The sequence below is a fragment of the Kitasatospora albolonga genome (assembly GCA_002082585.1).
GTDB lineage: Bacteria > Actinomycetota > Actinomycetes > Streptomycetales > Streptomycetaceae > Streptomyces > Streptomyces stephensoniae.
Genome location: CP020563.1, coordinates 6,768,513 through 6,793,969 on the forward strand (window position 1 = coordinate 6,768,513; position 25,457 = coordinate 6,793,969).

The 25,457-nt window shown below is 72.1% G+C and carries 30 protein-coding genes; 11 read left to right on the forward strand and 19 right to left on the reverse strand.

Annotation, left to right across the window (positions count from 1 at the left end):
- Nucleotides 1-34: 34 nt before the first annotated feature.
- On the reverse strand, nucleotides 35-1,048 hold the full coding sequence (locus B7C62_29780; GenBank protein ARF75992.1) for a hypothetical protein: 1,014 nt from the start codon (nucleotides 1,046-1,048) through the stop codon (nucleotides 35-37).
- A gap of 126 nt (nucleotides 1,049-1,174) precedes the next feature.
- Here B7C62_29780 and B7C62_29785 point away from each other — a divergent pair, with 126 nt between their 5' ends.
- Together B7C62_29785 and B7C62_29790 are read left to right on the forward strand one after the other, a co-directional pair.
- Nucleotides 1,175-2,686, forward strand: coding sequence for a protoporphyrinogen oxidase (locus B7C62_29785; GenBank protein ARF75993.1), 1,512 nt, complete (start codon nucleotides 1,175-1,177; stop codon nucleotides 2,684-2,686).
- A 4-nt stretch (nucleotides 2,687-2,690) separates the two neighbouring features.
- Entirely contained in the window at nucleotides 2,691-3,419 is a 729-nt protein-coding gene (locus tag B7C62_29790; GenBank protein ARF75994.1) for a hypothetical protein, read from the forward strand.
- A 204-nt stretch (nucleotides 3,420-3,623) separates the two neighbouring features.
- Here B7C62_29790 and B7C62_29795 read toward each other — a convergent pair whose 3' ends face one another.
- The 6 genes from B7C62_29795 to B7C62_29820 all read right to left on the reverse strand — a co-directional run bounded on the left by B7C62_29795 (nucleotide 3,624) and on the right by B7C62_29820 (nucleotide 10,604).
- Nucleotides 3,624-5,201, reverse strand: a complete 1,578-nt coding sequence (locus B7C62_29795) for a protease (protein ID ARF75995.1) — start codon at nucleotides 5,199-5,201, stop codon at nucleotides 3,624-3,626.
- Between the two features lie 130 nt (nucleotides 5,202-5,331).
- Nucleotides 5,332-6,369, reverse strand: coding sequence for a hypothetical protein (locus B7C62_29800; GenBank protein ARF75996.1), 1,038 nt, complete (start codon nucleotides 6,367-6,369; stop codon nucleotides 5,332-5,334).
- Nucleotides 6,370-6,375: 6 nt separating this feature from the next.
- On the reverse strand, nucleotides 6,376-7,971 hold the full coding sequence (locus B7C62_29805) for an endonuclease (GenBank protein ARF75997.1): 1,596 nt from the start codon (nucleotides 7,969-7,971) through the stop codon (nucleotides 6,376-6,378).
- 110 nt (nucleotides 7,972-8,081) lie between these two features.
- Entirely contained in the window at nucleotides 8,082-8,831 is a 750-nt protein-coding gene (locus B7C62_29810; GenBank protein ARF75998.1) for a hypothetical protein, read from the reverse strand.
- 157 nt (nucleotides 8,832-8,988) lie between these two features.
- Nucleotides 8,989-9,705 carry a haloacid dehalogenase, type II gene (locus B7C62_29815; protein ARF75999.1) on the reverse strand — a complete coding sequence of 239 codons (717 nt, stop codon included), beginning with the start codon at nucleotides 9,703-9,705 and terminating at the stop codon, nucleotides 8,989-8,991.
- Between the two features lie 161 nt (nucleotides 9,706-9,866).
- The gene (locus B7C62_29820; protein ID ARF76000.1) at nucleotides 9,867-10,604 is read right to left on the reverse strand and encodes a peptidyl-tRNA hydrolase; all 738 of its coding nucleotides are present in this window, start codon (nucleotides 10,602-10,604) and stop codon (nucleotides 9,867-9,869) included.
- A 121-nt stretch (nucleotides 10,605-10,725) separates the two neighbouring features.
- Here B7C62_29820 and B7C62_29825 point away from each other — a divergent pair, with 121 nt between their 5' ends.
- Together B7C62_29825 and B7C62_29830 are read left to right on the forward strand one after the other, a co-directional pair.
- Complete coding sequence (locus tag B7C62_29825; protein ID ARF76001.1) at nucleotides 10,726-11,400, forward strand: hypothetical protein; 675 nt, start codon at nucleotides 10,726-10,728, stop codon at nucleotides 11,398-11,400.
- 40 nt (nucleotides 11,401-11,440) lie between these two features.
- A complete protein-coding gene (locus B7C62_29830; protein ARF76002.1) occupies nucleotides 11,441-11,623 on the forward strand; it encodes a hypothetical protein in 183 nt (60 codons plus the stop codon).
- A 35-nt stretch (nucleotides 11,624-11,658) separates the two neighbouring features.
- Here B7C62_29830 and B7C62_29835 read toward each other — a convergent pair whose 3' ends face one another.
- Nucleotides 11,659-12,072 (reverse strand): DUF4440 domain-containing protein, encoded by a 414-nt coding sequence (locus B7C62_29835; protein ARF77431.1) that lies wholly within the window; start codon nucleotides 12,070-12,072, stop codon nucleotides 11,659-11,661.
- Nucleotides 12,073-12,169: 97 nt separating this feature from the next.
- Between B7C62_29835 and B7C62_29840 the strand changes: the two genes are divergently transcribed.
- Nucleotides 12,170-12,610: a MarR family transcriptional regulator gene (locus B7C62_29840; protein ARF76003.1), complete on the forward strand. Its 441-nt coding sequence runs from the start codon at nucleotides 12,170-12,172 to the stop codon at nucleotides 12,608-12,610.
- Between the two features lie 48 nt (nucleotides 12,611-12,658).
- Here the strand turns inward: B7C62_29840 and B7C62_29845 are convergent, their stop codons facing one another.
- The 4 genes from B7C62_29845 to B7C62_29860 all read right to left on the reverse strand — a co-directional run bounded on the left by B7C62_29845 (nucleotide 12,659) and on the right by B7C62_29860 (nucleotide 16,940).
- The gene (locus B7C62_29845; protein ID ARF77432.1) at nucleotides 12,659-13,537 is read right to left on the reverse strand and encodes a polysaccharide deacetylase; all 879 of its coding nucleotides are present in this window, start codon (nucleotides 13,535-13,537) and stop codon (nucleotides 12,659-12,661) included.
- A gap of 166 nt (nucleotides 13,538-13,703) precedes the next feature.
- Entirely contained in the window at nucleotides 13,704-15,131 is a 1,428-nt protein-coding gene (locus tag B7C62_29850) for a Tat pathway signal sequence domain protein (GenBank protein ARF76004.1), read from the reverse strand.
- Nucleotides 15,132-15,296: 165 nt separating this feature from the next.
- A complete protein-coding gene (locus tag B7C62_29855; GenBank protein ID ARF76005.1) occupies nucleotides 15,297-15,722 on the reverse strand; it encodes a peroxiredoxin in 426 nt (141 codons plus the stop codon).
- Nucleotides 15,723-15,842: 120 nt separating this feature from the next.
- Nucleotides 15,843-16,940, reverse strand: coding sequence for a cell division protein ZapE (locus B7C62_29860; protein ID ARF76006.1), 1,098 nt, complete (start codon nucleotides 16,938-16,940; stop codon nucleotides 15,843-15,845).
- Nucleotides 16,941-16,977: 37 nt separating this feature from the next.
- On the opposite strand from B7C62_29860, the gene B7C62_29865 reads away from it, so the two are divergent.
- The 4 genes from B7C62_29865 (at nucleotide 16,978) to B7C62_29880 (ending at nucleotide 20,337) form a co-directional block, all read left to right on the forward strand.
- Nucleotides 16,978-17,775, forward strand: a complete 798-nt coding sequence (locus tag B7C62_29865) for a hypothetical protein (protein ARF76007.1) — start codon at nucleotides 16,978-16,980, stop codon at nucleotides 17,773-17,775.
- 186 nt (nucleotides 17,776-17,961) lie between these two features.
- Nucleotides 17,962-18,432, forward strand: a complete 471-nt coding sequence (locus B7C62_29870) for an indole-3-glycerol phosphate synthase (GenBank protein ARF76008.1) — start codon at nucleotides 17,962-17,964, stop codon at nucleotides 18,430-18,432.
- A gap of 77 nt (nucleotides 18,433-18,509) precedes the next feature.
- Nucleotides 18,510-19,919: a UDP-N-acetylmuramate--L-alanine ligase gene (locus tag B7C62_29875; GenBank protein ID ARF76009.1), complete on the forward strand. Its 1,410-nt coding sequence runs from the start codon at nucleotides 18,510-18,512 to the stop codon at nucleotides 19,917-19,919.
- Nucleotides 19,920-19,929: 10 nt separating this feature from the next.
- Entirely contained in the window at nucleotides 19,930-20,337 is a 408-nt protein-coding gene (locus B7C62_29880; GenBank protein ID ARF76010.1) for a peptide-methionine (R)-S-oxide reductase, read from the forward strand.
- Nucleotides 20,338-20,710: 373 nt separating this feature from the next.
- Here the strand turns inward: B7C62_29880 and B7C62_29885 are convergent, their stop codons facing one another.
- The 3 genes from B7C62_29885 to B7C62_29895 all read right to left on the reverse strand — a co-directional run bounded on the left by B7C62_29885 (nucleotide 20,711) and on the right by B7C62_29895 (nucleotide 22,468).
- Nucleotides 20,711-21,181 (reverse strand): hypothetical protein, encoded by a 471-nt coding sequence (locus B7C62_29885; GenBank protein ARF76011.1) that lies wholly within the window; start codon nucleotides 21,179-21,181, stop codon nucleotides 20,711-20,713.
- A gap of 166 nt (nucleotides 21,182-21,347) precedes the next feature.
- Nucleotides 21,348-21,596 (reverse strand): DUF397 domain-containing protein, encoded by a 249-nt coding sequence (locus B7C62_29890; protein ARF76012.1) that lies wholly within the window; start codon nucleotides 21,594-21,596, stop codon nucleotides 21,348-21,350.
- Nucleotides 21,593-22,468, reverse strand: a complete 876-nt coding sequence (locus B7C62_29895; GenBank protein ID ARF76013.1) for a transcriptional regulator — start codon at nucleotides 22,466-22,468, stop codon at nucleotides 21,593-21,595. Before B7C62_29895 ends, B7C62_29890 begins: the two co-directional genes overlap by 4 nt.
- A 153-nt stretch (nucleotides 22,469-22,621) precedes the next feature.
- Here B7C62_29895 and B7C62_29900 point away from each other — a divergent pair, with 153 nt between their 5' ends.
- Nucleotides 22,622-23,086 carry a hypothetical protein gene (locus B7C62_29900; GenBank protein ARF76014.1) on the forward strand — a complete coding sequence of 155 codons (465 nt, stop codon included), beginning with the start codon at nucleotides 22,622-22,624 and terminating at the stop codon, nucleotides 23,084-23,086.
- Between the two features lie 30 nt (nucleotides 23,087-23,116).
- Here B7C62_29900 and B7C62_29905 read toward each other — a convergent pair whose 3' ends face one another.
- A complete protein-coding gene (locus B7C62_29905; protein ARF76015.1) occupies nucleotides 23,117-23,596 on the reverse strand; it encodes a MarR family transcriptional regulator in 480 nt (159 codons plus the stop codon).
- A gap of 73 nt (nucleotides 23,597-23,669) precedes the next feature.
- Between B7C62_29905 and B7C62_29910 the strand changes: the two genes are divergently transcribed.
- Nucleotides 23,670-24,038, forward strand: coding sequence for a glyoxalase (locus tag B7C62_29910; protein ID ARF76016.1), 369 nt, complete (start codon nucleotides 23,670-23,672; stop codon nucleotides 24,036-24,038).
- Nucleotides 24,039-24,069: 31 nt separating this feature from the next.
- Here B7C62_29910 and B7C62_29915 read toward each other — a convergent pair whose 3' ends face one another.
- The 3 genes from B7C62_29915 to B7C62_29925 all read right to left on the reverse strand — a co-directional run bounded on the left by B7C62_29915 (nucleotide 24,070) and on the right by B7C62_29925 (nucleotide 25,366).
- Complete coding sequence (locus B7C62_29915) at nucleotides 24,070-24,429, reverse strand: hypothetical protein (protein ARF76017.1); 360 nt, start codon at nucleotides 24,427-24,429, stop codon at nucleotides 24,070-24,072.
- A 117-nt stretch (nucleotides 24,430-24,546) separates the two neighbouring features.
- The gene (locus B7C62_29920; protein ARF76018.1) at nucleotides 24,547-24,990 is read right to left on the reverse strand and encodes a hypothetical protein; all 444 of its coding nucleotides are present in this window, start codon (nucleotides 24,988-24,990) and stop codon (nucleotides 24,547-24,549) included.
- 91 nt (nucleotides 24,991-25,081) lie between these two features.
- Complete coding sequence (locus B7C62_29925) at nucleotides 25,082-25,366, reverse strand: hypothetical protein (GenBank protein ARF76019.1); 285 nt, start codon at nucleotides 25,364-25,366, stop codon at nucleotides 25,082-25,084.
- Nucleotides 25,367-25,457 lie beyond the last annotated feature (91 nt).

Sequence of the window (25,457 nt, forward strand, 5' to 3'; positions counted from 1 at the left end):
CGTACGAGCCGTCAGGGGGCCCACGCTACGGCGCTCAGGAGGACGGCGTGCCCCCGGCCTCCTCCGCCCGCACCACCGGGGGAGCCGTACGGCCCGCCCGCCGGGCGCGCAGCACCCGCCACACCACCAGCAGCAGCGCCGCCGTGGCCAGGAACGGGGCCGAGGCGCCGATCGCCACCGCGATCCACCGGAGCGTCGTCACGAACGCGTCCCAGCCGCCGCCCAGCGCGTCCAGGAACCCCGGGCCGTCGTCCTCCCGGTCCCGGCCCGGCGCGTCCGGCTCGGACAGGTCCAGCGTGATCGTCGCCATCGTGGTGCGGTCTTTCAGCCCCGCCTGCTGGGCCAGCAGCGACTCCAGATCGGCCTGACGGCTGCTCAGCTCGCCCTCCAGGGTGACGACATCGGTGAGCTTCTCCGCCTTGTCCATCAGCGTCCGCACCCGCTTCACGCTCGCCCGCTGCGTGGCGATCCGGCTCTCCACGTCGACGACCTTGTCGGTGACGTCCTTGGCGTTCGAGGAGCGGGAGAGCAGCTTCCCGGAGCCGGTGAGCGTACGCAGCACCTCCTGGTAGCTCTCCTGCGGCACCCGCAGCACGAGATGCGAGAACTCGTGCTCGTCGTCGACCCGCTCGGTGGTCTCGGTCGCCACCAGGCCCCCGCTCGCCTCGACCGCGCTCCGGGCGGCGGCCGCCGCCTTCGGCACGCTCTTGACCTCCACGGCGAGCTCGGTCGTACGGATCACATGGGTGCCCGCGGCCCCCGGCTTCGGTGCCTTGCCCTGCTGGTCCGCGCCCTTCCCCCCGTCCGCCGGGGCGGCGGACGCCGCCGAGGCGCCCGGAGCGCCCTGCCGGTCCGCGAACCCTTCCGGCGCGCCCGCCTTGAGGTCGTGCTGCCCCGCGTCGGACGCGCTCTCGTCGCCCGCCGCGCAGCCCCCGGCGAGCAGCACCGCGCCGAGCGCCCCGGCCGCCACGGCGGCGCGGAGACGGGAGCGGCGGTGGTGGGCCGCGCGCGGCGGGCGGGCGGGGAATCGATCGGTACCGCTGGTCATAACAGGTCCCCCCTGGACTCTCGTTGACAGTGCCGATTCGACGCGGGCCTGCCCGGACCGGTTTCCGGCCGGGGGTTTCGAAGTGGTCACGGCCGGGACCCGGCGGAGGTTTGAGAGAGTGGACCCATGCACCGTTCACATCAGGACGCCGACCCGCCCGCGCGCCATGTCGTCGTCCTCGGCGGCGGCATCGCCGGACTGGCCGCCGCCCACCGCCTGGTCGCCACCGGTCTGCGGGTCACGCTCCTGGAGGCGACGGACCGGCTCGGCGGCAAGCTGATGACCGGCGAGGTCGCGGGCGTCCGGGTCGACCTCGGCGCCGAGTCGGTGCTCGCCCGCCGCCCCGAGGCGGTCGCCCTGGCCGAGGCCGTCGGGCTCTCCGGCCGCCTCCAGCCGCCCGCCACCGCCACCGCCTCCCTCTGGACGCGCGACGCGCTGCGCCCGATGCCCACGGGCCACGTCATGGGCGTCCCCGGCGACCCGGCGGCCCTCGGCGGGGTGCTGTCCCCCGAGGGGCTGGCCCGGATCGCCGAGGAGCGCGACCTCACCCCGACCCCCGTCGGCGACGATGTGGCGGTCGGCGCGTACGTGGCCGACCGGCTCGGCCGCGAGGTCGTCGACCGGCTGGTGGAACCCCTCCTCGGCGGGGTCTACGCGGGCGACGCCTACCGGATCTCGCTGCGCGCCGCCGTACCGCAGCTCTACGAAGCGGTGAAGGAGGGCGGCCCGCTGCTGGAGGCCGTCCGCCGCATCCAGGAGCGCGCGGCGGCCCGGCAGCAGACCGGACCCGTCTTCCAGGGCCTCGCGGGCGGCATCGGCACCCTCCCGGACGCCGTGGCCGACGCCGTACGGGCCGGGGGCGGCGAGATCCGTACGGAGACCCCCGTCCTCGGCCTGACCCGTAACGGCACGGGCTGGGCGGTCCGCACCGACACCGGGATGATCACCGCCGACGGCATCGTCCTGGCCACCCCCGCCTGGTCCGCCTCCGCCCTGCTGGCCGCCGAGTCCCCGGCCGCCTCCGCCGAGCTGGCCGGGGTGGAGTACGCCTCGATGGCCCTGGTCACGATGGCCTTCCGGCGCGCCGACATCGAGGCGTACGAGGCCCTGCGCGGCCGTTCCGGCTTCCTCGTGCCGCCGGTCGACGGCCGCACCATCAAGGCGTCCACCTTCTCCACCAACAAGTGGCAGTGGGTCGCCGACGCCGCCCCCGGCCTGTTCGTGCTCCGTACCTCCGTCGGCCGGTACGGCGAGGAGGAGCACCTGCACCGCGAGGACGGCGAACTCGTCGCCGTATCCCTGCGCGACCTCCGCGAGGCCACCGGACTCGCCGCGCGCCCCGTCGACACCGAGGTCACCCGCTGGATCGGCGGACTCCCGCAGTACCCGGTCGGCCACCACACCCGGGTCGCCCGCATCCGTGACGAGGTCGCGAAACTGCCCGCCCTGCGGGTCTGCGGCGCGGTCTACGACGGGGTCGGCATCCCCGCCTGCGTCGCGAGCGCGCAGCGGGCGGCCGACGAGATCGCGGGCGACCTCACGGGGCCCGGCGCGGGGCCCGGCACGGGGAAGATCACGAACGAGATCATCGCCACGCCGACCCTGGTTCGGGGCACGGAGAGCGAGGCGGGACAATAGCCGTATGACTGCTCCCGAGAGTGTGACGCCCAGCAAGAGTCCGAACGCCGGAAAGAAGGCCAAGGACCTCAACGAGGTCATCCGCTACACCCTGTGGTCGGTCTTCAAACTGCGCGACGTACTGCCGCTGGACCGGGCGGGATACGCGGACGAGGTCCAGGAGCTGTTCGACCAGCTCGCGGCCAAGGACATCACCGTGCGCGGCACCTACGACCTCTCCGGTCTCCGTGCCGACGCCGACCTGATGATCTGGTGGCACGCCGAGACCTCGGACCAGCTCCAGGACGCCTACAACCTCTTCCGCCGCACCAGGCTCGGCCGCGCGCTGGAGCCGGTCTGGTCGAACATGGCGCTGCACCGCCCCGCCGAGTTCAACAAGTCGCACATCCCGGCGTTCCTCGCCGACGAGACCCCGCGCGACTACATCAGCGTTTACCCCTTCGTACGGTCCTACGACTGGTACCTGCTGCCGGACGAGGACCGCCGCCGCATGCTCGCGGACCACGGCAAGATGGCCCGGGGCTACCCCGACGTCCGCGCCAACACCGTCGCCTCCTTCTCGCTCGGCGACTACGAGTGGATTCTCGCCTTCGAGGCGGACGAGCTGTACCGCATCGTCGACCTGATGCGTCACCTGCGCGCCTCCGAGGCACGGCTCCACGTGCGCGAGGAGGTCCCGTTCTACACGGGCCGCAGGAAGGACATCGCAGACCTGGTGGCCGGGCTCGCATAGCCAGCGAGTTCCCGCACCACCCCAACCCGGAAGATCAGAAGACGGGCACCGGGCACCGACCGTGCCGCCCGCCGTTCCAGCGACACCGGGTTCGGCTTCGGGCCCTGCCGGAGTGCGCTCCGGCAGGGCCCTTCCGCGTTCCTGCGGTCTCCCGTCCGGATCATGCCGGGCTCGCGGACCCGGTCAAGATCCGCCGGACACGCCCTAGTCCAGCGAGACGGGGTTCGGCTCCGCGCGCGGGGCGCACTCCGCGTCCCCCACGGGCACCGCGCCCGTCAGCAGATACCGCCGCATGTGCTCGTCCACGCAGGCGTTCCCGAACCCGCCGACGCCATGCGTCCCCGCGCCCCGCTCCGTCACGAGCGCCGCGCCGCGCAGCCGCCGCTGGAGCTCCAGAGCCCCCTGGTACGGGGTCGCCGCATCGCGCTCCGCCGCCAGGATGAGCACCGGGGGCAGCTCGCCCCACTCCGTGGAGACGTCCAGCGGCCGCTGCCGGGGCGCGGGCCAGAAGGCGCACGGCAGGTTGGTGAAGGCGTTGTCCCAGGTCTGGAACGGGGCGATGCGGGCGAGGTCCGTATGGTCGCGGTCCCACACCTCCCACTCCTGCGGCCAGGGCGCGTCGTTGCACTCGACAGCGGTGTAGACGGCCCGCGCGTTCTCGTCGCCCTTCGCCGTCACCGCGCGCGGCGACATCTGGGTGATCACCGGCTCCGGATTGCCCCGGACGTACTCGGAGAGGGCGGTCGCCCGCATCGCCCAGTAGTCGTCGTAGTACGCGGCCTGGAGGAACGCCGCGTGGAACTGCCCCGGCCCCACCGTCCCGCCCGCCGGTTCGGCCGCCAGCTCGGTGCGCACGGCGTCGTAATGGCGCTGTACGGCCTCGGGCGTGGTGCCGAGCCGGTAGACGTCGTCGTGCTGGGCGACCCAGCGCCGGAAGTCCTCCCAGCGGGACTCGAAGGCCAGCGACTGATCGAGGTTGGAGCGGTACCAGATCTTCTCCGGGTCCGGGTCGACCGCGGAATCGAGGACCATACGGCGTACGCGTGAGGGAAAGAGGGTCGCGTACAGGGAACCCAGATACGTGCCGTACGAGGCCCCCATGAAGGTCAGCTGTTCATCACCGAGGGCGGCCCGCAGCACCTCCAGGTCACGGGCGTTGTTGAGCGAGGTGTAGTGCCGCAGCGCCTCGCCCGCGTTCCGCTCGCACCCCCGCGCGTACGCCCGCGCCTCCGCGATCCGCCGCTCCTTGTACGCGGCCGTCGGGTGGGCGGGGGAGTCGGTGGGGCTCTTCGCGAACGCGGCGGGGTCCTGGCAGGAGAGCGGGGCGGAGTCGCCGACACCGCGCGGGGCGTACCCGACCATGTCGTACGCCGCCGCGACCTCCTTCCACTCGGACATCTCGCCCATCAGCGGGAAGGTGATGCTGGAGGCGCCGGGCCCGCCCGGGTTGTAGACGAAGGACCCCTGGCGGCCGGCCGCCCCGCCGGTCGCCGGGGAGCGGCTGACGGTGAGTTCGATGGTCCGCCCGTCGGGCCGCGCGTAGTCCAGGGGGACGCTGACGGTGCCGCACATCAGCGAGTCCGGCAGCTGCTCCTCCTCCGGGCACGCCCCGAAGGCGATCCCGGCCGCCGCCGCGCGGGCCGCCGCCACCGCCGTACCGCGCTCCTCGGCGGAGGCGGAGGCGGTGCCGGGGCCGCCGTCCCGGGCGGTCGCGGGGGCGGTGGTCAGGGCGGCGGACAGGACCAGGGAGCCGAGCGTGACGTACAGGGGTACTGCTCTCACGGCGGGACCTCTCTGCGGATGCGGAGAGGGGATGGTGAGGGGCGGCAGGGGTGAAGTACAGCACCGGGCCGGTGTGTTGCGGGAAACGACCCGGTTGCTTCACTCCGGTCGCTGTCGCGGCAGCCGTGGTTCAGGAGCCGCCGCCGCAGCTGGAGCCCCCGCCGCAGCTGGACCCGCCCGAACTCCCGCAGCTGGACCCGGAGCTGCCGCAGCTCGATCCCGAGCCGCCGCCGCACCCCGACGCCCCGCCGCAGCCGCTCCCGGTCGAGCCCCCGCAACTCGTGTGGTCCGGGCTCGCGTCGGCGCACCACACCGTGGTGGCGGCCACGCCCGCCACCAGCGCCGCACCTCCCACGTACCCCGGCGTCCGGCTCCCCGAGAAGCCGGAGCGCGAGCGCCCGGCCGGTGCGGACGCCCGGGCCACCGCGATCAGTTGGTCCTGGAGCACGGGGTCGGGGAGCGCCCGCAGCCCCTGGGTGGCGACGAGGTACTGCGGGGTCGTCACGTGGGCGTTCGCGGCCCGGAACGCCTGCGCGGCCCTGCGGCCCGCCCGGGTGACCCTCTTGGCGGCGGCCGAGGCCACGACAAGGCCGCTGATCCCGCCGATCAGGATCGCGGGCAGCACCTTCACGACGAACGGCAACGGCATGTCGAAGGCGGAGTCGTGCGCGATGAACTGGAGGACCGTGACCCCGATGGAGAGGGGGAACGCGACGAAGCAGCTCACTCCCTGGACCCGCCCCCACCGCCGTACGGACCGGTTCGCGGCGGGCGGGACGAGCAGCCCGCGCCGCGCGAGCCCGTCGCCGATCTCCTGCACCGCCGGGTGGCGCATCACCGCCTCCCGCACCCCGTGCAGGGCGCCGCTCGGCGCGGTGGACAGCTCCTGGAGCACGGCGCGTTCCACCGGGTCGTTCGCCTGCGCCCGCTGTACGGAGACGATGCCGGGCCCGCCGATGAGCACCCGGCCGTCCGTGGACAGGGCGACGAGCGCGGTGTCCACGACCCTGGCCGGACCGCCGTTGAGGAACGCCGCCTCGTAGAGGTCATGGGCGAGGGGGGAGGCGCCGGCCGGAGCGCGGCGGGACCGCGACGCCGCCGCCTTCACGAGGAGGAGCACCGTGGAGAGGGCGACCGCGAGGGTCACCAGGAGGGCGAGCGTGTTCATGGCGATTCACTTTCCTACGAGGACGGCACGCGCCGCACGGACGAGACGGGTGGTCCGGCGCGGCGGACGGATGCCGGAGCGGTCCTCCCACCAGTGGGTCAGCCGACGCTGCGCCACGGGGTCGGGGAGGCCGCCGGAGATCAGGACGTGCTCCGCGAAGTCGAGGGCGTCACGCCGGTAACCGCCGCTCATGGGACGGGACCTGGCGTACGCGAGGAACGCGGCGCGGTAGCCGTCACCGAGGATCTCCGGCAGCTCGGGCGCCACCTTGGCGACGACACCGGCCCGCTTGGCGGCCAGCGCCCGGCTCTGCACGCGCAGCCGCCGGTGGTCGAAGCGCTCGGGGGCCGGGGTTCCGGCGACGAGCGCGGAGAGCAGCGCGGTCTGGGCGACGGCGGTACGGTCGCGGGCGCCGGGGGGTGCGACGGGCGTTTCCGCGGGAGGCGCGGCCTTGGCGGCTTCGGCCGGGGCGGTACGGGCCGCATGCGCGTCGGGCTCCGCGGTACGGGCTGTACGCGCCCCGGCTCCGGCTGTACGCGCTTCGGTCGCGGTCGTACGGGCTGCACGCGCGTCGGGCTCCGCGGTCCGGCCCGTACGCGCCCCGGCTCCGGCTGTACGCGCTTCGGTCGCGGTCGTACGGGCTGCACGCGCGTCGGGCTCCGCGGTCCGGCCCGTACGCGCCCCGGCTCCGGTCGCAGTCGTACAGGCCACACGCGCCCCGGCTCCGGTCGTGCGTGCCTCGGTCCCCGTCGAACGGACCGTACGTGCCTCGGCCGCCGGGCCCGCCGCCCGCAGCGTGGCCCGGATCGTCTCCAGTTCGGCCGCGAGCTCCGCGCCGGGCGGGAAGGCGTCGTCGCGCTCCAGCAGCACGCCCGGCGGGTCGACCCGGGAGCGCAGTTCGGCCAGTACGCCGAGGACCGGCGCGGTCACCGGGTGGGCGTGCGTGTCGTGCCAGACGCCGTTCTTCTCGATGCCGCCCGCCACATGGACGTACGCGATGGCCTCCACCGGCAGCTCGTCCAGCGCCTTCGCCGGGTCCTCGCCCCGGTTGACGTGGTTGGTGTGCAGGTTGGCCACGTCGATGAGCAGCCGCACCCCGGTCCGCTCGACCAGCTCCGCCAGGAACTGCCCCTCGGTCAGCTCCTCGTCGGGCCAGGAGATCAGCGCCGCGATGTTCTCCAGGGCCAGCGGCACGGGCAGCGCGTCCTGGGCGATGCGTACGTTCTCGCAGAGCACCGCCAGCGCGTCCCAGGTGCGGGGGACCGGCAGCAGATGGCCCGCCTCCAGCCGGGGCGATGCGGTCAGCGGCCCCCCGGCCCGTACGAACGCGATGTGCTCGGTCACCAGCGGCGTACCGAGCAGCTCCGCCCGCGCCGCCAGCCCCGCGAGCCGCTCGGCGTCCGGGCGGTCCGCGCCGCCCAGGTCGAGCGAGACGCCGTGCGGTACGACGGTCACGCCCCGCTCCCGCAGCCGTACCAGGGAGTCCGGGAGGTGGTCGGCGCAGAGGTTCTCCGCCACCGCCTCCACCCAGTCGATCCCCTTGAGCGCCTCCACCTCGGCCGCGATCTCCGGCCGCCAGCCGATCCCGATGCCCAGCTTCATGGTGTCCCCCTCCTCCGCTCTGTTCAGGGGTCATGGCCCCGTGGAACGGCGGTGAACCCGAAGAGGGGGACGTTCAGAGGAGGATTTGAGGTTCCGGCCCGCAGGTCACGTCACGGCATCGGCGGCATCGTCGGCGGCACCGGGCGCGAGGTGAACGACTGGTCGCCGGAGGGCGTCACCGGCACCGGGGCCAGCGGAACCTGCCCCTCACGCGGCGCAGGCGGGCCCGAGGGGCTGGCCGTGGAGCCGCCGGCCGCCTCGCGCGCCAGGGCGTCGAAGTCGACGAAGCCGGTGGCCTCCAGCATGGTGATGTGGTCCAGCACTGTCTGGTTCGCGTCACTGGCGAGCTGCCGGATCAGGGTGTTGCGGGTGGTGTGCCGGACCTGGCCGATCAGCCCGAAGACCTTGCCGTGGGCGATGCGCAGGATGTTGGCGAACTTCCGCTCGTACTCGTCCCCGCTCGCCGCCGTCAGCTCCCGCAGCCACGCCTGCTGCTGCTCGGTCGGCTGGTTGGGCAGCTCCACCCCGAGCTTCGCGGCCACGTCGCGGGCCCGCCGGTCCAGGTCGGTGTGGCCGACGACCAGATGGTCCCCGGCGGCCTTCGTCGCCTCGCTGGGCGCCCGCTCGATCGCCTGCTGCCCGGCGGGCAGCTCCCACAGCCCGGCGAGCCGCACCTTGACCAGGAAGTCCCGGTCCGTCGCGGAGAGCGGGCCCCACTGGGTGGCGACGCTGGAGGCGTTGAGGTTCGCCTCGCCGGTGCCCGAACGGTCCGCGTAGGACCAGACGGGGAAGGCCAGCGCGCCGAGGGTGGCGACCAGGGCCGCGATGATGAGGGCCGTTCCGTTGATGCGTCGCAACAAGGTGTCTCCCGGGCCGAGAACGTGACAGCGTCGGTCAACCGGACGCCGACCGACCGACCGGACGTCGATCAACCGCCAACCGGCTGACTGCGCAGGCTACTTGGCGGTCATGCCGGTGGGGCGGTACCGGGAGATACGTGGTCGGGCGCGGAAACACTCAGCCGCGGGCGGCTTTTCTCCGGGCCCGGCGGGCGTCGAGCTGTTCCGCCAGGTCGGCCAGGCCGTCGGCGTACAGGTCGAACCGGTCCGACGCGGCGGGCGGGTCCCCCACGGGCCGGGAGACATGGGCGGTACGGAGCCCGAGGCGCTGGGCTCCGCGCAGGTCCCAGGCGTGGGCGGCGACCATCAGCAGCCGCTCGGGCGGTAGCCCGGAGACGGTGACGGCCAGCCGGTAGACCTCCGGGTCCGGTTTGTAGGCCCGGGCGTCCTCGGCGGACAGGGCCTGGTGCCAGCGGAGCCCGGCGTGCGCGTTGAGCCCGAGCAGGGCGGTCCGGCTCGCGTTGGAGAGCCCGATCAGCGGGAACCCCTCGGCGAGCCGGGCGAGCCCGGCCACGGTGTCGGGCCACGGCGGGAGCCGGCGCGCCGACAGCGCCAGCGCCGCCACGGCGTCCGGATCGCCGACCCCGGCGGCCTCGGCCACGCGATGGGCGGCCTCCCGGTCGAGGGCGTCACTGGGGAGGTAGGGCCGCTCGCCGTCAAGGATGCGGCGCTGCTCGTGCTCGATGTGCCCCTGCCACAGCAGCAGGAGCCGCTCGGTCGTGGCACCGTCGAGCGACGGGTCGAGCGCGCGGATACCGGCGCGGAGACCGGCGGGTTCGTCGACGAGCGTGCCGAGGACGTCGAACACGAGGACGTCGATCTCCGGCTCTGACATGGGCGGGGTCTCCTGCTCGTCCGGTGGGTGGCCATACGGTTCATGGCCGACTGGCTCACGGCCATCTGGTTTCACGGCCGCCTGGTTCATGGTCATCCTGCCGGGGAAGCCGGGTGCGGGGCCAGGGAGTTACCCACGGGGCGGGCCGGGTGGGGCAGGGATCAGCGGCCGACCCGTGCACCCGGCAGGGGGCAGAGACGCAGGCCGCCCTCGGCCACGACCGTCGGCCCGGGGGCGATCTCGGTGAACCCGGCGTCGCGCACCACCGGCAGGCCGCTCGTGGTCAGCTCCCGCCACCGTTCCGGCGTCGCCGTGGCCACCGACAGCGGGAACCCCGCCTCCCGCCACGCCTTGCGCTCGGTGTCGGACAGCTCCCACCAGGCGAGCTGGGCGCCATGGCCGACCTGGGCCATCGTCTTGCCCGCCGACATCTCCAGCTCCGGGTTGAGCCAGAGCACCGGCCCGTCCGGGTCGGGGGCGGCGGGCGGCTCGGGGTCGTCCAGGTCGGTGCCCGAGACCTGGAGCTTGGCCAGCTCCTTGGGCCAGCCGTCCAGCGGGATCGGCGGGTACACCCGTACCTCCGCGCTCCCGTCCGTCACCGTGATCCCGGGCAGCGCGGCGGCCTTGCGCCACTCCGCGCCGCGCGCCCGGCGCACCACCTTGCGGATGCGGGCGTCCTCCCAGTCCCGCATCGCCCCGGCCCACTCGCCCTCACCCGTGGACCGCTCGTCGGCCAGGATCGTGAGCACCGCACGGGCGGCGGTGCGCAGGGCGTCCGTCCGGGCGGGCGGGGCCGTCTTCTCCAGGTGCACCACGAGGGGGAGCACGTACTGCGGGGCCGCGTCCCGGTCGGAATCGGACGGACTGCTGGGGCTCGGGGTGGTGTCGTCGCTGCTCACGGTCCCAGTCTGCCAGGCGGCCCGCCGCCACCTCCTGGGCTTTCCCCGTCACCTCTCCGGTCTCCGGCTTTCTCTGCCACCTCCTTGGCCTGACGGACCGGTCCGGGTGAGGATGCTCCGCATGAAGAGCGATCTGTTTTCCAGCGAGCACCTGGCCCAGCCGGCCACCGCCCCCGGCATGACCCTCCAGAACCCCAAGTCGATCAAGTACGCCGTGAACGGGGAGATGCACGCCCGCCAGGGCTCGATGATCGCCTTCCGCGGCAACCTCCAGTTCGAGCGCAAGGGCCAGGGGATCGGCGGTCTGCTCAAGCGCGCGGTCACCGGCGAGGGCCTCGCGCTCATGGCCGTACGCGGCCAGGGCGAGGCGTGGTTCGCGCACGAGGCCGCCAACTGTTTCATCGTGGAGATGGACCAGGGCGACCAGTTCACCATCAACGGCCGCAACGTCCTCTGTTTCGACGCCACTCTCTCGTACGAGATCAAGACGGTGAAGGGCGCCGGGATGGTCGGCGGCGGCCTCTTCAACAGCGTCTTCTCCGGCCACGGCAAGATCGGCCTCATATGTGAGGGCACCCCGATCGTGATCCCTGTGACGGCCGCCCAGCCGGTGTACGTGGACACCGACGCGGTCGTCGGCTGGAGCCAGCAGCTCACGACCACCCTGCACCGCTCCCAGAGCGTCGGCTCGATGGTGCGCGGCGGCTCGGGCGAGGCCGTGCAGCTGATGCTCCAGGGCGAGGGGTTCGTCATCGTGCGGCCCAGCGAGGCGAGGCCCGACCGGACGTCCAACTGACCGCCGGATACCGACAGCCGGGTTGCGTACGCTCGTGGGCATGGACGACGCCTCGTACTGCGCAACGCCCGCACCCACGGCCGCGGAGGCCGCCGCGGGCCCGCCGTTCGCGGAGTGCGTGCTCTGCCGCGAGCCGACCGAGCACCCCGAGTCGACCAGGGGCGCCACGCTCTGCCCGGTCTGCGCCTGGCAGGAGGCGGGGCGCTCGGCCTGTTCCGGCTGAGGCGCGCGGGAGCAGCAGGCGGCGCGGAGGCGGGGTCAGTCCTTCCGTGTCCAGGCGAGGACGGTCCACGACTCGCGGAGCCGCCAGCCCGCCGGAGTCCGTACCGCCGTACCGGACAGCCGCAGGCCGCTGGTGAGATGAGGTGCTTGGCCGTCGCGGAAGAAGTACACGAGCGAGTTGGCCGAGACGGCCGCCCGGTCGCCCTCGACCTCCGCCAGCAGGTCGGTGGTCAGGTGCTGGGTGCGCTCGCCCTCGACCTCGGACTGCCGTACGAACGCGATGAGCCGGTCCAGGCCGTGGATCTCGCCCCCACGCGGGGAGTGGGCCGTCACGTCCTCGGTGAAAACGGTGTGGGCGTCCTCCCACCGCCTCTCGTCGAGCAGGCGGGAGAAGCGGGTGAACAGGTCGGCTATCCCGACGCGGTCGGCGATCAGGGCATCGGTCGGCAAGGCGGTCATGGCATCTCCTTTTGTTGGTAGGTCCAACGTTGGTGACGCCAACCTTACCGATGTTCGTTGGCTGTGCCAACGTTGTATCGTGGCTGCCGTGGAAGAGACCCCCGCACACCTGGCCGCCCGGCCGAGCTGGCTGCTCACCCAGGTGGCCGTGCACGCCCACCGCCTGGCTGCCGAAGGCTTCGGCGGGGTGGGCGCGCGCGGGTACCACTACCGGGTCCTGGCCGCGCTCGACGAGTTCGGGGTGGCCAGCCAGGCCGAGCTGGGGCGGCGGGTCAGCATGGACCGGAGCGATGTCGTCGCGACGGTCAACGAACTGGCCGGAGGCGGGTACGTCGAACGGACACCGGACCCGGACGACCGCAGGCGCAACCGGGTCTCCCTCACCGCCGAGGGCCGTCGGCGGCTGCGGCGGATGGACCGTGTACTCGACGGGGTCCAGGGCGAACTGCTGGAACCGCTCTCGGCCGAGGAGCGGCGGACCCTGACCGATCTGCTCACCCGCCTGCTCACGCACCATCAGCGGACCTGAGGGCGGGGTGCGCGGTATCCGGTCGGCCCGCCGCCCGGCCCGAGGGGATCAGCCCTCCATCAGCTCCGACACCTTCACGAACCGGTACCCCCGCTTCCGTAGCTCCGGAACGATTCTGCCGACCGCCTCCCCGGTGACCGGCGCCGCGCTGCGCGTGCAGTGCATGACCACCAGCGACCCGGGCCGCACCCCGTCCAGCACCTGTTCCGCCACCGCGCCCGCATCCTTCGCGAACGCGTCGCCGCTCACCACGTCCCACTGCACCGCCGTCACGTTCGCCGGGGTCAGCGCGTGCAGGGCCGTGTCGTCGTAACAGCCCCCGGGGAAGCGGAAGTACGGCACCACGTTCCGTACGCCCGCCCGCCGGAACGCCGAGAAGGCCCGCTCCACATCGCGGGCCATGGCGTCCTTCCCGACCACCGGAAGGCCGTAGCAGTCGGCGGTGAAGGCGTAGTGGCTGTACGAGTGGTTGGCGACCTCGAACAGGTCGTCCGCGCCGATGTCCTTCGCCTGCGCCGGGTACTCCTCCGCCCACCGCCCCGTCATGAAGACCGTGGAGGGAACCTTCAGCCGCCGCAGCAGCGCGATCAGCTCCGGATTGTCGAAGCGCTCGCCCGCCTGCGCCCGGGGGCCCTGATCGGCCGTCATGTCCGCGTCGAAGGTGAGCGCCACGACCTTCTCCGCCGCACCTTTCTCCGCCCCGGCCTTCCCCGCCGTGCCGTCCGCCGTGCCGTCCGCCGCGCCCCCGCCCCCCGTCGCCCGCCGCTCGAAGACCGGCGTGCGTCCCGCCGGGCCCGGAGCCATCGTGGGCGGCTTCTTCGGAGCGGCGGCGGGGGAGGTGGGGGCGGGAGCCGGAGGGGTGGGCGCGGGGGCGGGGGCCCCGCATCCGGCCAGGGCTCCGCCGAGCAGCGCCCCCGCAACCGTCAGGACGACCGTCTTCTTCCGTTTCCGTGCATAAGTGATCACTCACGGAAAATATCCGACATTACGGTCATCATCTTTGCGCGGCGCTCCGGGTGCTCCGGGGCACTCCAGGCCGCTCCGGAGCGTGCCCCTCAGCGCCAGGGCCCTCAGCACCCCGGAGCGGAACCCCTCAGCACCAAGGTCCCGTCACCGCGAACGTCGTCCCCGGCGTGTAGCAGTTCACGTACATCGTCGAGCCGTCCGGCGAGAACGTGACCCCCGCGAACTCGCCCCACTCCGGCTCCTCCGGCGTCCCGATGTTCTGCCGCCCGCGCGCCATCGCGTACACCTCGCCCCGCCGCGTCACCCCCAGCACGTGCTGCGCGCCGCCGCCGTCCTCGCAGACCATCAGCCCCCCGTCGGCGGCCAGGCAGATGTTGTCCGGGGACTCGCCGGGGAGCTGGATGTCGGTGTCCGGGCCGAAGATCACCACCAGGGTGAGCCGGCGCTTCTGCGGTTCGTACCGCCACACCTGGCCGTAGTGGTCGGCCGCCGAACCCTCGTCGCTGCGCGCGAAGCTGGAGACGAAGTAGACCGACGAGCCGCCCCAGTAGCAGCCCTCCAGCTTCTGCGCGTGCGTGATCCCCTTCGGGCCGAAGTCCTGGAGGCGGATCGGGGTTCCGGCCGCCAGCGGGTCCGGTACGGGCACCCACTCGACCCGGTCGAAGCGCGCGCCGGTCTCCTGGACCGAGGAGAGGTCGGGCAGGTCCGGTACGCGCATCGCCTCCAGCGCCCCGCCCGCCCGCAGCGAGCCGGTGCCGCCGAGCGGCCTGGCCGGGAGGAAGCGGTAGAAGAGGCCGAACGGCCGGTCGAATGCGTCCTCCGTCTCGTACACGATCCCGCTCCCCGGGTCGACCGCGACCGCCTCGTGCTGGAAGCGGCCCATCGCGGTCAGCGGGACGGCCCCGGTGCGGCGCGGATCGGCGCCGTCCACCTCGAAGACGAAGCCGTGGTCCTTGGCGTACCCGTTGGTCCCGGCCCGGTCCTCGGTCTCCTCGCAGGTCAGCCAGGTACGCCAGGGGGTGGGCCCGCCCGCGCAGTTCACCGCCGTACCGGCGATGGCGACCCGTTCGCCGAGGACCTTGTTCCGGCCGTCCAGCTCCAGGGACGTACAGCCGCCCTTGGCCGCCGGGTCGTAGGTCAGCCCTTCGACGGTGGGGACGCCGATCTTCGCCGTCACCCGGTTCTCGTGGTTGCGGACGAGGTGGACGCGCCCGTGGCGGCCCGCGAAGGCGGCCATGCCGTCGTGGTTGCTCGGCACCTCGCCCTCGCCGGAGCGCAGCGGATCGCCCTCCCGGGAGAGCACCCGATAGCGGAAACCTTTCGGCAGGTCGAGCAGTCCGTCCGGGTCGGGGACGAGGGGACCGTAGCCGCCGTGGCCGCGGGCGGCGGCCGTACCCGCGAAGAGTTCGGAGAACGCCCCGGTGAAGGCGATCGCGGCCGCCGCGCCGCTGCCTGCCAGGACCTGCCGTCGGGTCGCGGTGGGCCGGGACCCGGGTGCCGGTTCGCTCGCGGTGGGCCGGGGTGCGTTCGCTGTGTTCCGGGTTTCGGAGGACATGAGGCGACTCCCTGTTGGCGGACAGGTGGGCGTGACCCGCATGTGTGTAGCACGCACGGAGGCGCGGGGGAACCATGCGCGCCCCCGCGCCTCGTGTTGCTGCTGGGACGGCCCATCGGGCGGAGCCGTCGAGCGCACGGCCGCCGGAACGGCCGTGCCGCCGGGTCAGGCCAGCGAGGCCGACAGCGTGATCGTCGTACCCGTCAGCGCCTGGCTGACCGGGCAGTTCGCCTTGGCGTCCTCGGCCGCCTTCACGAAGCCCGCCTCATCAAGGCCGGGGACCTCGCCCTGGACGGTGATGTGGATGCCGGTGATGCCGGTGCCGGGCTGGAAGGTGACGTCGGCCTTCGTCTCCAGCCTGGTGGGCGGGGTGCCCGCCCCGGTCAGACCGTGCGAGAGCGCCATCGAGAAGCAGCTGGAGTGCGCGGCGGCGATGAGCTCCTCGGGGCTGGTCTTGCCGTTCGCCGCCTCCGAGCGGGCCGGCCAGGAGACGGGGTACTCACCGATGCCGGAGGAGTCGAAGGTGACGGCCCCCTTGCCCTCGATCAGGTTGCCTTCCCAGACCGTGTGCGCCTGACGCGTGGTAGCCATGCTGGAGATCCCTTCAAACGGTGTACGCGGTGGTACGGGAGTTGTCCGCGGTCGTACGCGAACGGGGTGAACGGTGTTACGGGTGCGCCGCGGACGGGCACCCGGTGTCACCCCCCGAACCTACTGCGCCACCAGACCCTTCGCGTCACGCGCCAGTGCCGTCAGCCGCGAGATCGCCCGGAAGTATTTCTTCCGGTACCCGCCGTTCAGCATCTCGTCGCTGAACAGCTTGTCGAACGGCAGCCCGGAGGCCAGTACCGGCACCTCGCGGTCGTACAGCCGGTCGGCCAGCACCACCAGGCGCAGCGCGGTCGACTGGTCGGGCACCGCGCTCACCCCGGTCAGGCAGACGGCTCCGAGCTCGTCGGTCAGCGCCCCGTACCGGCTCGGGTGCACCCGGGCCAGGTGTCCGAGCAGCCCTGGGAAGTCGTCCAGCGAGGCCCCCGGCGTGGCGTACGCGGCCCGGGTGACCTGCTCGTCGCTGTACGGCGGCGGGGCCTCGGGCAGCCCCCGGTGCCGGTAGTCCTCACCGTCGATGCGCAGCGGGCGGAAGTGCGCGGACAGCCCCTGAATCTCCCGCAGGAAGTCGGCGGCGGCGAACCGCCCCTCACCGAGCTTGCCCGGCAGCGTGTTCGAGGTCGCTGCCAGCGCCACCCCCTGCTCCACCAGCCTGCTGAGCAGCGAGGAGACCAGCACGGTGTCGCCCGGGTCGTCGAGCTCGAACTCGTCGATGCACAGCAGCCGGTGCCCGCTCAGGGTCTGCACGGTCTGCTGGAAGCCCAGCGCGCCGACCAGGTTCGTCAGCTCCACGAACGTACCGAACGCCTTCAGTGACGGCTCGGCGGGCGTGGCGTGCCAGAGGGAGGCGAGGAGGTGGGTCTTGCCGACGCCGTAGCCGCCGTCCAGATACACCCCGCGCGGCCCGGTCGGCTTCCTGTCCGGCTTCCTGCCCCCGAACCACTTCCGGCGCCCGGCACCCGTCGCGTGCGACCCGCCGAGCCCGGCGGCGAAGCCGGACAGCACGGTCACGGCCTCGCTCTGGCTGTGCTGGTTCGGGTCGGGTACGTAGGTGTGGAAGCGCACCGAATCAAAGCGCGGCGGCGGCACCATCTCCGAGACCAGACGGTCGGCGGGAACGTGCGGCTCGCGGGCGCACAGGGACAGCGGGGCCGTTTCGGCAAGGGGGCTCTGCCCCGGAAACGCGGTGGAGGACGACACAACTCTCCACCCTAAGGCCCGTGCCAGACTGCAACCCATGCGAAGCCTGTTCCCTGTGACGGACCTGACAACAACGGCCGCCTCCCCCGACCGCGAGTGGAGTCTCGACGAGCTGGCCGAGGCGTACGCGTACCCCTCCGGCCTCCCCGGCGAAGGGCCCGGAAGCGCCTGGCTGCGCGCCAACATGGTCTCCACGCTCGATGGCGCCGCCCAGCACGACGGCCGCTCGCAGCCCATCTCCTGCGCCGCCGACATGCGGATCTTCGGCACCCTGCGGGCCCTGGCCGACGTGGTGATCGCCGGGGCCGAGACCGTACGGCTGGAGGGGTACCGTCCGGCCCGCGCCCGGGAGGCGTTCGCGGCGCGGCGGGCGGCGGCCGGGCAGGGGCCCGCGCCCGCCGTCGCGGTGGTGAGCGGCTCGCTGGACCTGGACTTCTCGCTGCCGCTGTTCACCGGGCCCCTGGTCCCGACCCTCGTGGTGACCGGTGCCGGGGCGCCCGCCGACCGGATCGCGGCGGCCCGGAAGGCGGGCGCGGAGGTGGTGATCGCGGGCGACGGCACCCGGGTGGACCCGGCCCGGGCGGTGCGGGAGCTGGCGGACCGGGGGCTGCGTCGGCAGCTGACGGAGGGCGGGCCCCGGCTGCTCGGCCAGTTCGTGGCGGCGGGGGCGCTGGACGAACTCTGTCTGACGCTCTCGCCGATGCTCACGGCCGGGGACGCGCAGCGCATCGCGGGAGGGCCCGGGGTGACCTTGCCGGAACGTTTCGCCTTGGCATCGCTGCTGGAGGAGGACGGGTTCCTCTTCAGCCGGTACCGCCGGAGAGATGCGCGGTGACCGCCGGAGGGACCCGCGGTAACCAGTGGGGGGACACTTAGCGGAATTACCCGTTCCGGTTAGCTCCGGCTGGGCACACTTACCTCTGCAGTCCCCGTGGAAGCACGGGGAAGGATGGTTTCAGCAACCGACCGCCGACGGCCGAGCAGGCTGTCGGCGAGACGCAGAAGCGGAAGGGCGCCTGTCGTGTTCACAAGCGTTTTGATGATCGAGAAGCCGCTCACGCCGGAGGACGTGGACTTCGTCACCACCCTCCACGGCGAGGAGCGGATCTCGTTCGTCGTTCTGTTGCAGCCGCGCGGCGACCAGGCCGATGTCCTGCTGCGCGCGATTGACGACGTGGCGATGGGGGAGCTCAGGGAGGCGGTCCGCGAGGGTGAGGAACCGGAGGGCAAGGAGGCCCGCGAACCGGCCGAGATCGGTCTTGAGTACTCCCTACGCGCTCTGCGCGAGGCGGGCGCCGAAGCGGTCGGACAGGTGATCGAGGATCACCCCCTGGACAAACTGACGACCGTTGTCGAGGAGGCAGGCGCCGACGAGGTCATCGTCCTGACCGCCCCGCACTACGTGGAGGAGTTCTTCCACCGCGACTGGGCCTCCCGGGCCCGGCACAAGGTCGGCGTCCCGGTGCTCAAGCTCTTCGCGCACAGCGAATAGGCTGAAGGCCGCGCGGCCGTCCGGAGGGCAACCCGGAACCGCGTAGGACTCTCACCGGAACAATGGAGGACCCAACGATGGCACCCGGTATTCCCGCCGCCATGGAACGACCGCACTTCATCGGCATCGGCGGCGCCGGAATGTCGGGCATCGCGAAGATCCTCGCCCAGCGCGGAGCGAAGGTGGCGGGCAGCGACGCCAAGGAGTCCGCCACCGCCGAGTCGCTGCGGGCGCTGGGGGCGACCGTGCACATCGGGCACGAGGCCCGGCACCTGGCTGATGACGCCTCCTGCGTGGTCGTCTCCAGCGCCATCCGCGCCGACAACCCGGAGCTGCTGCGCGCCGCCGAGCTCTCCGTCCCGGTGGTCCACCGCTCCGACGCGCTGGCCTCCCTGATGAACGGCCTGCGCGCCATCGCGGTGGCGGGCACGCACGGCAAGACAACCACCACGTCCATGCTGGCCGTCGCCCTCTCCTCGCTGGGCCTGGCCCCCTCGTACGCCATCGGCGGCGACCTGGAGGGCCCCGGCACCAACGCCACCCACGGCGAAGGGGACATCTTCGTCGCGGAGGCGGACGAGAGCGACCGCAGCTTCCAGAAGTACGACCCCGAGGTCGCGATCGTCCTCAACGTGGAGCTGGACCACCACGCGAACTACGCCTCGATGGACGAGATCTACGACTCCTTCGAGACGTTCGTCGGCAAGGTCGTCCCCGGCGGCACCCTGGTGATCTCCGCCGACCAGCCCGGCGCCGTCGAGCTGACCCGCCGGGTCCGCGACCTCTCGGACCTCAAGGTCGTCACGTACGGCTCCGCCGAGGACGCCGACGTACGGGTCCACAAGGTCACCCCGCGCGGTCTGACCAGCGAGGTCACCGTCCTGCTGAACGGGAAGTTCCTCACCTTCACCGTCTCCGTCCCCGGCGCCCACTACGCCCACAACGCGGTCGCCGCCCTCGCCGCCGGGGTCGCCCTCGGTATCCCCGCGCACAACCTGGCCTCGGCCCTGGGCTCGTACACCGGGGTCAAGCGCCGCCTCCAGCTGAAGGGCGAGGCGGCGGGCGTGCAGGTCATCGACTCGTACGCGCACCACCCCACCGAGATGACCGCCGACCTGGAGGCCATGCGCGGCGCCGCCGCCGACGCCCGCATCCTGGTCGTCTTCCAGCCGCACCTGTTCTCCCGTACGCAGGAGCTGGGTACGGAGATGGGCCAGGCCCTCGCCCTGGCCGACGCCTCCGTGGTCCTGGACATCTACCCGGCCCGCGAGGACCCGATCCCGGGCATCACCAGCGCCCTGATCATCGACGCCGCGAAGGCGGCGGGCGCCGAGGTCACCGCCGTCCACGACCAGGCGGACGTCCCCGCCGCCGTCGCGGGAATGGCCAAGCCCGGCGATCTCGTTCTCACCATGGGAGCGGGCGATGTCACCGACCTCGGCCCGCGCATCCTGGACCACCTGTCCAGCGATCACCTCTCGAGCTGAGGAGCGAGCCGTGCCGTACGACGTCGAGAAGCCGGACGAGCAGTGGCGGGCGGAGCTGACCCCCGCCGAGTACCAGGTCCTGCGCCAGGCCGGCACCGAACCCGCCTTCCGCGGTGAGTACACCGACACCAAGACGGCGGGCACCTACTCCTGCCGGGCCTGCGGGGCGGAGCTGTTCCGCTCCGACACCAAGTTCGCGTCGCACTGCGGCTGGCCGTCCTTCTACGACCCGAAGGATACCGACGCGGTCGAGCTGGTCGAGGACCGCGCCCACGGCATGGTCCGCACCGAGGTGCGCTGCGCCCGCTGCGGTTCGCACCTGGGCCATGTCTTCGAGGGCGAGGGCTACCCGACCCCCACGGACCAGCGCTACTGCATCAACTCGATCTCGCTGACGCTGGCGCCCGACGAGAGCTGAGCCCGCCCGGACGGGGCCGACGGAGCGCGAAGATGCCCGCACGGGGAGACCTGTGCGGGCATCTTCTGCCATCTTCTGCGTACGCCTCTCGCCACCGCTCCGGCCGTCCGCCGGAGTGCCGAGGTCACCGGCGTCCGCGCAGCCGTCCGAACAGGCTGCGCGCCTGGGCGCGCTTGCGCGGGTCGGCCGCGGCGCGCCGGGCCGACGCGATGGTCCGGCGGCCCTGGGGGCTGCGGGTGAACTGAGTGATGCGAGCGATCAGGCGGGACATGGCTCCTCCTCGGGGGCGTCTGCTTCTCGCCTACCCCGCGAACGCCCGGCCGCACGCTTTCGGTGACGGCGTCTTCACCGAGGGGCGCCTCGCTCCCGGCCGTCACTCCTGGCCGGGGCCCTCGGCCGCCTCAGACCGGAGCAGCGGGTGGATCACCCCGGGGAAGACGGTCGCCTGCACGACCTCCTCGCCCGACCCGCCCCGGACGACGGTCCCGGCGACACCCCAGGGCCGCCCGGCCAGATGGACGGTCAGGGTGTACGAGGAGGAGCAGCCGGTGCACTCGTAGCGGTCGGCCCAGGTCTCGACCTCGGTGGTGGAGCCCGGGTAGCGCTTCACATGGCGGTGGCGGGCGTGGCAGTGGTCGCAGGTCTCACCCGGCTCGCAGGTCCCGCCGCAGGGGCAGGGCACGTCAAAGCTGTCGGCGGGTGTCCAGCGCTGTACGAGGACGGCGTCGCGGGTGGCGGCGGTGTCCTTCATGGCCTTGAGATTGCGGGCGGCGACGTTGTACGACTCGCCGGTGGCGGCCATCCGGTCGCGGATGACGTCCTTGCGTCCACGGTTGGTCGTCATACGGCGGCTCCTCCTGGGGTTCACGCAGCCCGCCAGGAGGCCCACGAGTCGTATCAGTACTCCTTTACGTTACCCGCCCGGCCACCGGCACCCGGACCGGGCAGCGCCCCAGGCCGGTGCGATGCACGTGTGCGTCTGCTTTGCCCTGGCCTGGTACGCGACACGGTCAGCCCTGGACGGCGTACGAGAGGAAGCGCGTCCAGGCGGTCGGGGCGAGGGCGAGCTGCGGGCTCTCCTCGATCTTGGAGTCACGGACGTGGACGGTGGAGGGGCAGGCGGCGACCTCGACGCAGGAGTCTCCGGAGCCGCCGCTGTAGGTCGACTTGTGCCACTCCATCGCGACCTCCACGCAGGAGTCTCCGGAGCCGCTGCTGTAGCTGCTCTTGAACCAGGCCAGGTCTGTGGTGGTGCTCATCTCGCTCCTCGCATACGCCGCATCAGGCTCTTGGAGTCGTCCAACGAGAGAGCCTGTGAACGCATACTGGCACACCGCATCTGGATCACGCTGACCACTTTGGGGTCGGAGATGAACTGCCCGTGCTCCTGCCCCTCCAAGTAGCCGAACCACTGGTGCTCCGGCGTCTCCAGCAGCTGCATCGGCCCGTGCAGCCCCGCGTGGTGGTGCCGTACCAGCGGCATGATCTGGATGTCCACATTGCGCAGCTCGGACAGGTCGAGAATGTGGTCGATCAGCTCCGTTGTGACTTCCTCACCGCCCAAGTCCCTCAAGAACAGGTGCTCTTCGAGGATGAAGCTGAACGCGGTGTTCGGCCGGTTCCGCAGGAGTTCCTGACGCTCCAGCCGGGCCGCGAGCTGCGCCTCGATCTGCTCGTCGTCCAGCGGCGGCAACTGGTCCGCGAACAGCGTCCGCGCGTACGCCGGTGTCTGCAACAGCCCCGGAATCAACCGGCACTCGTACGTGTACAGACTCAGCGCCCCCAACTCCAGCAGCGCCCACTGCCGGAACCAGCTCGCCAGCCCCTTCCGCCGTTTCAGATGCTTCGCCGCCGCCAGAATCACGCCGAACGCGTCAAGGAGACTGTCCGCGCGCTCCGCGAAGTCCGGCGGCGGGAGACGTCGGCCCTGTTCGATGGAGGCGACGGTCTCCAGTGAGTAGCCGACGAGCGGCGCGAACTGTTCCTGCGTCAGCCGGGCCCGTTTGCGGAAGGTCTTGACGATTTCCCCGAACATCTTGAGGTTGTAGTGGGGTTCGGATTCGGTGCGGCTCGTGCCGCCGTTGCCGAACGTCCCGTATGCGCTGTCGCTGCCATCCGTGCCGTGTGTCATGTACGGCCACCTCCCCGTGCGCCTGTCCTGGTTCGCAACCCGTCCATGCTCACGGAACGTGATTCGTACTGTCTACCCTTTGCGCCCGTACGCTGACTCAGCGTACGGATTACTGACCTGGTGGCGGAGGGGAGAGGCCGGGAATCTGGGGGCATGGAAGCGCCTACGAAGATCCAACCCGACGTAACCGTACGTGTGTTCAAGCGCCGATTCGGCTCGAATCCGCGCGGAGCCAGGCTCGCCCGCCGCACCGGACTCTACCGGCTGCACACCTGGGGCATCCCGTACCTCAGTGACGCCTCGGAGTCGGCGGCCCTCATCATCGGGGAGCTGACGGCCAACGCGGTGACCCATGGGCGGGTCCCCGGCCGCGACTTCGAGCTGTGCCTGACGCACCTGCCCGGCGACCGGGAGACCTCCGGGGTCCTGCGGATCGAGGTGTCCGACACCCGGGGCGAGTGCCGGCCGCCGGGACCGGGCGAGATCGCCGTTCCGGCGGACGGTGACGACAGCGGGCGCGGGATGCTCATCGTGGACGCGCTGGCGGACCGCTGGGCGGTCATCGACCGCGACCCGCCGGGCAAGACGGTCCGGGCGGAACTGGACCTGCTGTACTGAGAAGGCCGGGCCTGCTCGCGGGCGGCTCGGCTATCCGCCGGCGTCGCTGCCGTCTCCGCTGCCCCCGCCCTCACGCAGCGAGCGAACCATGCTCTTCAGGGACCGGAATGCGTCGGACTGCTCGGCCTCGCTCATGCCGGACAGCATCCTGATCTCGACGGACCGGACGGCGGCGGTCGCCTGCTCCAGGCTCTGCCGCCCGCTGGGCGTGAGCTCGGCGGGGAGGGCCTTGCCGACCCGTGCCTCCGTCGGCCGGGCCACGTAACCCTCGCGTTCCAGGTTCTGGAGCAGCACGTTCATCGTCTGGCGGGTCACGAACGCGCCCCGGGCCAGCTCGGAGTTGGACATGCCCGGACGCTGGGCCAGCAGTTCGAGGCAGGAGTAGTGCGTCACGCTCATGCCGAGGGGGCGCAGGACCTCCTCCATGGCGGCGCGCAGGGCGCTCGAAGCCTCTTTCAGTAGGTAGCCCAGCGATGTGGTCAGGTCGATGCCGTCGTCCAGGTGGCTCATGTCAGGATTCTGACATACGATGGTCATGTCAGGAAGCTGACACAAAGCTCACGTCAAGCGAAGGAGTGCCGCCATGCCGGCCACTGGTCCCGACTTCATCTCTTTCCAGGTGCGAGACCTGGACGCCTCACAAGCGTTCTACGAGCGCTATCTCGGCCTGGTCCGCTCGCAGGCGGGGCCGCCGCACGCCGTGGTCTTCGAGACGAAGCCGATCGCGTTCGCCGTCCGTGACGCCCTGCCCGGCACCGACCTGGCGTCGATCCCTCAGCCCGGCGTCGGCGCGGCGATCTGGCTGCACGCCACCGACGTCCAGGCCATCCACGATGCCCTTGCCGCCGACGGCCACACGATCGTCTCCGCGCCCGTCGACGGCCCCTTCGGCCGGACGTTCACCTTCGCCGACCCCGACGGCTACCAGGTCACGCTCCACGACCGCGCCTGAGGGCCTCCGTGGTCCCGCCCGGACGACGTGGTCAGTGGTCGGAGTAGCTGAAGTCGCCCATGGTCCAGGCGGTGACGTCCTCGATCGACACGCGGTACATACCGCCCGTCTCCGGGATTCCCACCGAGCCCTGGAGGATGCGCGCCACGTGGAAGTGCAGATGCGTGGGCGGGCCTTCCTTGCGGGCCGCGGAGGTGAAGACGGCGGCGAACTCGCTCAACTGCGCCGAGTCGGCCAGTACCTCCGACACCCGTTGCCGCCAGACGGCCTCGGGAGCCAGTCGGCCGGTGATGACGGCACCTCCGGTGACCACCGTCAGCGACATTTTGTTGCTGTGCCCGGACTCCACCAGGGCGGCGACATCAATGAGCAACTCGTCAGGCTTCGACATGAAAGCCGATTCTACCGGTGCGCGGGGGAGGGGTCTCGGGTGACGGGGGTTCCCGGACTCCTCCGTCTGCGGGGCGGGGGACACCCTGCGGGCAAGGTTGCCCCCGTCGGTGCGGGGTCACCGCAGTGCGGCGGCCAGCTTCGCGATGTGGGGGTTGCGCAGGGCGGCGGGGCTTTCGGCGCGGATGAGGTGCAGCAGCCCCCTGGCCGCCCCGTACACCGCCTCCCGAAGTGCCTCGTAGCCGCACACGATCTCCCCGTCCTCGAAGTCCGCGGTGACCGAGATCCGCCGGTCCGGGCGGGCCGCCATCAGCAGGGTGCCCTCGCCCTCGGTGAACTCGTACGCGGCCTTCCCCTTCTCCGGGAGTTCGTCGAGCGCGAGCGGCATCACCCGGGCGAAGTCGAACACCGTCACCTGCCCGACCGAGAAGACGGCACCGCCGCCTTCGACGGTCACGGTGCCCAGCGGGAACCGGTACGTGAGGTCCGTCGGGCCCGCTTCCGGCAGTTTTCCGGCCGCTTTCCCGAGGCTCCCGCCCGGCAGCTCGATACGGCAGCCCACTTCTGTATGCGTACCCATGCCTCATTCTCGCAGCCCGCAGCCCGCAGCCCGCAGCCCGCAGCCCGCGCCCGGCGTGAGGTGCGCCGTCAGGTCAGGTGCACTTCAGTTCTTTCTGGGCGAAGGTGGTGAACTGCTTGAGGAGGCCCGGGAGGGTTTTGCGTTGATTCTGAACCTGGGCCCCGCTGACGTATATCTTGAGCTCCAGGTATTTCGCGACCAGCGGGCCGGATTCGGCTGCTGCGCCGCAGGGGAAGTAAGTGATTGCCCCGGTGTCCCAGACAATCCCCTTCTTGCCTATTTTTACCGGCTCGGGCTCCAGTTCGTCGAACGAACTCCATTCTATGATCTCTTCGTTGCGCTCGAAGCGTGCGTGCACATCGAATGCGCTATTTCCGTCGACGTAGATGAGGCAACTTGCGGATCGATTTCGATCTGTGAAATTGAACTCTTCGGTGTCTTGCTTCAGG